Raw genomic sequence first — 6,069 nt, forward strand, 5'->3', positions numbered from 1 at the left:
TGCGCGCATGCGTGCTGAGACCGCGACCATCCCGCAAGCGCGGGCCTCGGTGTTCGAGGTCCCCGCCTGGTTCTGGATGGCGTGCGGCATCTATGCGCTGCTCCTGATCCTCGGTGACAGGCTGCTCGCCGATCCCGACACCTATTGGCAGATTGCCGTCGGCCGCTGGATCCTCGACCATCACGCGCTGCCGTCGGTCGACATCTACTCGTTCACCAAGGCGGGTCAGCCATGGGTGTCGTCGTCGTGGCTCGCGCAGGTCCTGTTCGCGAAGGCCTATGACCTTGCCGGGTGGACCGGGCCCGCGGCGCTGGCCGCGGCCTGCGGCGCCGCCGCCTTCGCGCTGCTCACCGCCATCCTCTGCCGCGCGATGCCGGCGGTTTACGCGAGCCTGATCGCGCTGGCGGCGCTGGTTCTGACTTGCGGGCATCTCCTGGCCCGTCCGCATCTGCTGGTGATGCCGATCATGATCGTCTGGGCGAACGGCCTGATGGTCGCGAGCGAACGCCGTGAGGCACCCTCGTTCTGGCTGCTGCCGCTGATCGCGCTGTGGTCCAATCTGCATGGCGGCTTTCTGTTCGGCCTGGTGCTGGCCGGCGCGTTTGCGCTCGATGCGATGTGGAATGCTGCGCCGGCGCAGCGATTGCGGTTGGCGTTGCGCTGGGCGGCGTTCGGGATCGCCGCGCTGGCTGCGTGCTGCGTCACCCCCTATGGATGGGGCTCGATCCTCGCCTCGTTGAAGATTCTCAGCCTCGGCGAGTTGCTGCGTCTCATTACGGAATGGGGGCCGGCGAGTTTCAGCCAGATCGACGGGTTCGGACTGTCCATCCTCGGCCTGACCGGCGCTGCGCTCTATTACGGCGTGAGGTTGCCGCTGCCGCGGATCGCTCTGCTGCTGGGCTTGCTGCACATGGCGCTGTCCCATGCCAGAAATCTCGAACTCTTCGCGCTGCTGCTGCCATTGGCCGTGCTCACGCCGGTCGCAACCCAGTTCGGGCTGCGTGCCGCCGGCGCGGTCCGCTTGAGGGTCGTTCCGGCAGCAATCCTTGTCGCCGGACTTTCCGCGTGGACCTCGGTCGTTGCGGCGCGCCAGGTCATATCGCCACCGCCGGTCTATTCGCCGGCTGCCGCCGTTGACGCGATGAAGGCGCATCAGGTCAAGCGGGTGCTCAACGATCTGCAGTTCGGCGGCTATCTGATCTGGCGTCAGATTCCGGTGTTCATCGACGGGCGTGCCGAGCTTTACGGCGAGACGTTCGGGGTGACTTTCTTCCGCGCGCTTCAGCTCGAGGACGTCAACGGATTCCTCAATCTGCTCAAGACCCATGACATCGATGCGGTGATGCTCGATCCGACCACGCCGGCTTCCAAGTTTCTGGATCACATCGGAGGATGGCAGCGCCTCTACGCCGATGAACGCGTCGTGGTTCACGTTCGCGCCTCCAGCTGAAGCCGATGCAGGCGCGCAACGCGGGTCGCCACGGCGAGCGTCAGGTTCGGCAGGGGCCGGCGGCCGCAGGCGAGGCGCTTTGAATGACGGCCCTAGGTCTTGCTGACGGACAGCCAGGCAGAGCGGCGAACCACGAGGATGGCGGCAATGGTCAGCCCGCCGCCGGCCAGGACGTCAGCGAGATGATGGCCGCCCACAGGCATCGTCGCGACGATCATCGTTGCATTCACGACGAACATGGGAACGAAGAGCCAGCGTGTGTCACGCGCAGCATAGGTCGTCATGACGCCGAGCATCGTGTGAAACGAGGGAAAGCTGACGATGCCGTCGACGATCGACAAGTTGATGACCGAGAGCGACCCGTCGTGCAACATCGAGAAGGTTCGCCCGAAGGTCCACATCGGGCCATGCGCCGCGAAGTGCTCGTAGCTGCTCGGCGCGGGGCCGAAATAGGCGAAGGCGCCCGCGGCCAGGATCAACCACATGCCGACGCACAGCGCGACTGCGCTCAGGCTGAGCACGGCGATGAATTCCGCGACCCTGTCGCCGCGCCGTTGCAGGATGAGCCACACCAGAACCACCTGGGACAGCAGGCCGGTGCTCTGATAGGCCGTCGTCAGCAGCGTCGCAATCAAAGCGTTCGAGTTTGTCGTAGCCAGGAAACTCGGCCAGTCGAAGCCCAGCAGATGATCGACACCTGCCAGTACGTCGTCTCGGAGCGGCAGCTTCGCTGCCGCGATCAGATAGCTGAGGGTGCTGCCCGCGGTCAGCAGCGCGCTGATCGGCAGGAACGCGCGCCAGAACAACTCGGTCATGAACAGGCACTGCCGCAACCACACGGCCGGGCGTCGTTGGTCGCCGCCGAGCCGATTGGAGGCAATGGCGATGAATGCGGCCGCAATGCCCGAATATGCGACGCATTGCAGGATCGAGATCCAGTTGGATGATGTGAACGAAAGCCCGGAGTTCGGCAGCCAGATCGCGTCGGCGAGGGTGCATGCGAAAATGCAGGACCAGACGATCGCCATGTGACGCTGCGCAGCGTCGCCAAAGTCGCTGAACATGAACCAGCGCGCCGCAGCGTCACGAATCCGGATCGGGTCGACAACCAAGCCGGGAGCGCCGGAATCGACGGCGCGCTTTTCGATTCTTGATATCGACGACACGTGCTGCCCCGCGGTTGTGGTGGGCAGAAACTGCTCGGAGTCTCTTAAGATTGCTATAATCGCGAAGCGTGCGGTTCGATGGCGTCACTGCCGCTGCGATCGGCCGTCACGCTGGGGCGACGCGACGCTCGACGGTGAGCGCGCCGCAACCGCCGGATGCGCGCCGCAGGACTTCGAGCCTCCTGCCGAACCGCAGGACTACGCATCGACGACCGGGCATTCCCGCACGAGATTGCCGGACAAGCGGCCTCTTTCGGGCAATTCCCCGGGAAGTCGTGACATCCGTGCAATTCGGCGCTCGATTTTTGCTCTTCTTAAATGAATTGCCGTCAGATTTGCCTGCGTCGGGCGCCGGTCCGCTGCGTATCGCTTTTTGCCGGCCTGTTAACGTCCCGGGGTAGAGTATGTCGTTTCAGTCCCAGCGTATTCGCGCCGTCACGCGCATTGGATTCATCTCGTTGGCCGCAGCCATGCTGCTGGGGCCCGCGCTCGCAACGGCAGCGCCGGATCCGGATCGGATTGCGGTCAATGTCGATCAGGCCAAGCTCGTCAAGCTGCCCGGCGGCATTGCCACGATCGTGGTCGGCAATCCGCTGATCGCCGACGTCACCCTGCAGAATGGCGGGGTCGTTGTCGTGACCGGCAAGGGCTACGGTGCCACCAACTTCATCGCGCTCGACCGCACCGGCCAGGTGCTGGTGGATCGCCAGATCCAGGTCGAGGGTCCGACCGATCAGCTCGTCACCGTCTATCGCGGTGTCGATCGCGAGACCTACAGCTGCATGCCGGTCTGTCAACGCCGCATCACGCTCGGCGACGGCGAGACCTATTTCAAGTCGACCATGGACCAGGCCGGTTCCCTCAACAGCCAGGCCTCAGGCTCGGGCGCGGCCGGGAAGCAGCAGAACTGATGCGTGTCCGCTCCGGCGCCTCACCCGCCGGGTTCGCCGCCGATCGCGGGCGGTCTACCCGATATGGTTAAGAAAGACCTAACGGATCGGGTCGCTCTGTCTCGATCCGGCGAAATACTTCGACAATGAGTCTTGGGTAGTTGTTGCCGCCATGTTGATCTGGGGACATTGATGCCGCTGCCCGCTCATTCTTTCGCACGCCTCCTCCGCAGATTTTGTCGAAACCGCCGCGGCGTGACCGCGGTCGAATTCGCGATGGTCGCACCGCTGTTTTTCGGATTGCTTTTTGCGATCATCGAAGTGGCAATGATCTTCTTTGCGAGCCAGGTGCTCGAGACGGTGACGCAGGATTCGTCCCGCTTCATCATGACCGGCCAGGCCCAGGGCGCAAATTATACCCAGCAGCAGTTCAAGGATTTCGTTTGCGCGCGCGTCAGCGCGTTGTTCGATTGCACCAACGGCGTATACGTCGACGTGCGCAGCTACCCGTCTGCGACAGGCTTTAGCAGCGTCAACATCACGCCCATCACCGATCCCACGCAGGTGAAATGGTGTCCCGGCAAGGACGGCGACGTCGTGGTGGTCCGGCTGTTTTATCAGTGGCCGCTGTTTGTCACCAAGGTCTTCAGCACCGCCACCCTCGCCAACGGCAAGCGGCTCCTCACTGCGACCGCGACGTTCAAGAACGAGCCCGCCGGAACCGCCGGGGCCACATGCTCATGAGCAAAGCCATTAAAATCCAGCCCGCGGCGTTGCTACGCTCCGTCGCCGCTCTCGCGCATGATCGCCGGGGCCTCGCCGCCGTCGAGTTCGCTTTCATCCTGCCGCTGATGCTGGTGATGTTCTTCGGCGTCGTCGAGTTCTCATCCGGCGTCGCGGTCGACCGCAAGGTCACGCTGATGGCGCGCGCCGCGTCAGACCTGACATCGCAGGCGACGCAGGTGATCGACAGCGACCTTCAGAACTTCTTCAGTGCCAGCGTCGGCATCATGACGCCGTATGATCCGTCACCGACCAAAGTCACGTTGTCGGAAATCTATGTCGATAACTCGAACATCGCGCACATCCAGTGGAGCAAGGCGGGGGTGATCTCCTCGGGGGCCACGCAGGCCACGTTGACGGCCTCGACCCGCAATCAGGGTGACATTGTCACCAGCGTCGTTCCGTCGGCGCTGCTGGTTGCGGGCAGCTATCTGATCTTCAGTGAAGTCAGCTACAAATACGTTCCGACGGTCGGCTATGTGATGGCCAAGGCCGGCATCAATCTCAGCGACGTCGCCTTCACGCGGCCGCGCCAGTCGGTGTGCGTGTTCTATGCCCCGACGATCGCCACCATGCCGACGACTTGCTCGACGTACTAGGTCGCGGCAACCGACGCGCGATCCGGACAACTCGCGATCCAGACAAAAAGGGCCGCACCCGAAGGTGCGGCCCTTGATGCTTTAGCGACAATTTCCTGGAGCTTCGCGCTCCCGGGAAATCGGCTTATCCGGCGGCGCGCAGATTGTCGGCCGAGGATTTGCCGGAACGGCGGTCAGCCACGATCTCGTAGGAGATCTTCTGGCCTTCACGCAGAGTGCCAAGGCCGGCGCGCTCGACTGCACTGATGTGCACGAACACGTCGTTCCCGCCTTCATCCGGCTGGATGAAGCCGTAGCCCTTGGTCGCGTTAAACCACTTCACGGTTCCCATGCTCACGTGGGTAGTCCCTTCTCAGATATACAAGTTCAAGACCCGCTGATCGGCGGGGTGGTGAGATCGAATTTTTGGAAGGGTCGTCAGCGTCTGAACCGGCTGTACCGGTATTGGCTAATGTCGTCCGGCCGAAAATCGATGGGTAGGATATTATTCGATAGAAGGCTTCAAAACAATCCTGACGTGCGCGATTTTTTGGCCGGCGCAGCCGCCGGCCAATTGTTGCGCAAGACATCAGGGCATCATGCGCGCAACGGTTGCAATGTCGCCGCTATCGGCGGCGGAATTGCCCGCCGCGCTGTGCTCCGCCCCGCGGCGGGCCGCCGGGCGCGCCGCTCGGACGTTCGTCCTTGTGGCGGAAGATCAGGCGGCCCTTTTCGAGATCGTAGGGCGACATTTCGATCGTCACGCGGTCGCCGGCCAGCGTCTTGATGCGGTTTTTCTTCATCTTGCCGGCGGTGTAGGCGACGATTTCGTGTCCGGCGTCGAGTTGCACCCGGTAGCGAGCGTCGGGGAGGATTTCGGTCACCAGTCCTTCGAACTGGATCAGCTCTTCCTTAGCCATATGTTTCTCCAGATCGAGCGACGGCTAGTGCTTCGGTCGGTTGTTGCGGTTGGGTTGCGGATTCGGCCGGCTCTCGCGATGCAAGAAGGCGACGCCCTGGATGCCTTCGCTGTTGCCGGCCTGCGACGGACGCGGCGACTCGCCCCGGCTCGTCTGCGGCGCGCCATTATTACCACCCCGACGGCGGCGGCGGCGAGGGCCTTTTGTGCCAGGAGCGGCCTCATTCCCACGAACATTATGCGCGCGCGGCGCAGAGCGGCCGCCGCGGTGCGGATGGGTGGG

The 6,069-nt window shown here is 63.5% G+C and carries 7 protein-coding genes; 4 read left to right on the forward strand and 3 right to left on the reverse strand.

Going from position 1 to position 6,069, the window contains the following annotated elements; all coding sequences use genetic code 11:
* Positions 1–7: 7 nt before the first annotated feature.
* A complete protein-coding gene (locus H8A95_RS27250) occupies positions 8–1,450 on the forward strand; it encodes a hypothetical protein (protein ID WP_229186012.1) in 1,443 nt (480 codons plus the stop codon).
* Between the two features lie 92 nt (positions 1,451–1,542).
* Here H8A95_RS27250 and H8A95_RS27255 read toward each other — a convergent pair whose 3' ends face one another.
* A complete protein-coding gene (locus tag H8A95_RS27255) occupies positions 1,543–2,616 on the reverse strand; it encodes a phosphatase PAP2 family protein (protein WP_229186013.1) in 1,074 nt (357 codons plus the stop codon).
* 404 nt (positions 2,617–3,020) lie between these two features.
* On the opposite strand from H8A95_RS27255, the gene H8A95_RS27260 reads away from it, so the two are divergent.
* The 3 genes from H8A95_RS27260 (at position 3,021) to H8A95_RS27270 (ending at position 4,888) form a co-directional block, all read left to right on the forward strand.
* The gene (locus H8A95_RS27260) at positions 3,021–3,527 is read left to right on the forward strand and encodes a pilus assembly protein N-terminal domain-containing protein (protein WP_420839460.1); all 507 of its coding nucleotides are present in this window, start codon (positions 3,021–3,023) and stop codon (positions 3,525–3,527) included.
* Positions 3,528–3,698: 171 nt separating this feature from the next.
* Entirely contained in the window at positions 3,699–4,250 is a 552-nt protein-coding gene (locus tag H8A95_RS27265; RefSeq protein ID WP_229186014.1) for a TadE/TadG family type IV pilus assembly protein, read from the forward strand.
* A complete protein-coding gene (locus tag H8A95_RS27270) occupies positions 4,247–4,888 on the forward strand; it encodes a TadE/TadG family type IV pilus assembly protein (protein WP_420839461.1) in 642 nt (213 codons plus the stop codon). The genes H8A95_RS27265 and H8A95_RS27270 overlap by 4 nt, the downstream gene beginning before the upstream one ends.
* A gap of 124 nt (positions 4,889–5,012) precedes the next feature.
* Here the strand turns inward: H8A95_RS27270 and H8A95_RS27275 are convergent, their stop codons facing one another.
* The gene (locus H8A95_RS27275) at positions 5,013–5,225 is read right to left on the reverse strand and encodes a cold-shock protein (protein ID WP_016842648.1); all 213 of its coding nucleotides are present in this window, start codon (positions 5,223–5,225) and stop codon (positions 5,013–5,015) included.
* 268 nt (positions 5,226–5,493) lie between these two features.
* Entirely contained in the window at positions 5,494–5,787 is a 294-nt protein-coding gene (gene infA / locus H8A95_RS27280) for a translation initiation factor IF-1 (RefSeq protein ID WP_016842649.1), read from the reverse strand.
* Positions 5,788–6,069 lie beyond the last annotated feature (282 nt).

Source organism: Bradyrhizobium oropedii (assembly GCF_020889685.1).
Lineage (GTDB): Bacteria > Pseudomonadota > Alphaproteobacteria > Rhizobiales > Xanthobacteraceae > Bradyrhizobium > Bradyrhizobium oropedii.

What these genes read in the sequence shown, in the direction of transcription:
- infA (WP_016842649.1), bottom strand. Translation starts at nt 5,787, where the DNA reads ATGGCTAAGGAAGAGCTGATCCAGTTCGAAGGACTGGTGACCGAAATC.
- H8A95_RS27265 (WP_229186014.1), top strand. Translation starts at nt 3,699, where the DNA reads ATGCCGCTGCCCGCTCATTCTTTCGCACGCCTCCTCCGCAGATTTTGT.
- H8A95_RS27250 (WP_229186012.1), top strand. Translation starts at nt 8, where the DNA reads ATGCGTGCTGAGACCGCGACCATCCCGCAAGCGCGGGCCTCGGTGTTC.
- H8A95_RS27260 (WP_420839460.1), top strand. Translation starts at nt 3,021, where the DNA reads ATGTCGTTTCAGTCCCAGCGTATTCGCGCCGTCACGCGCATTGGATTC.
- H8A95_RS27270 (WP_420839461.1), top strand. Translation starts at nt 4,247, where the DNA reads ATGAGCAAAGCCATTAAAATCCAGCCCGCGGCGTTGCTACGCTCCGTC.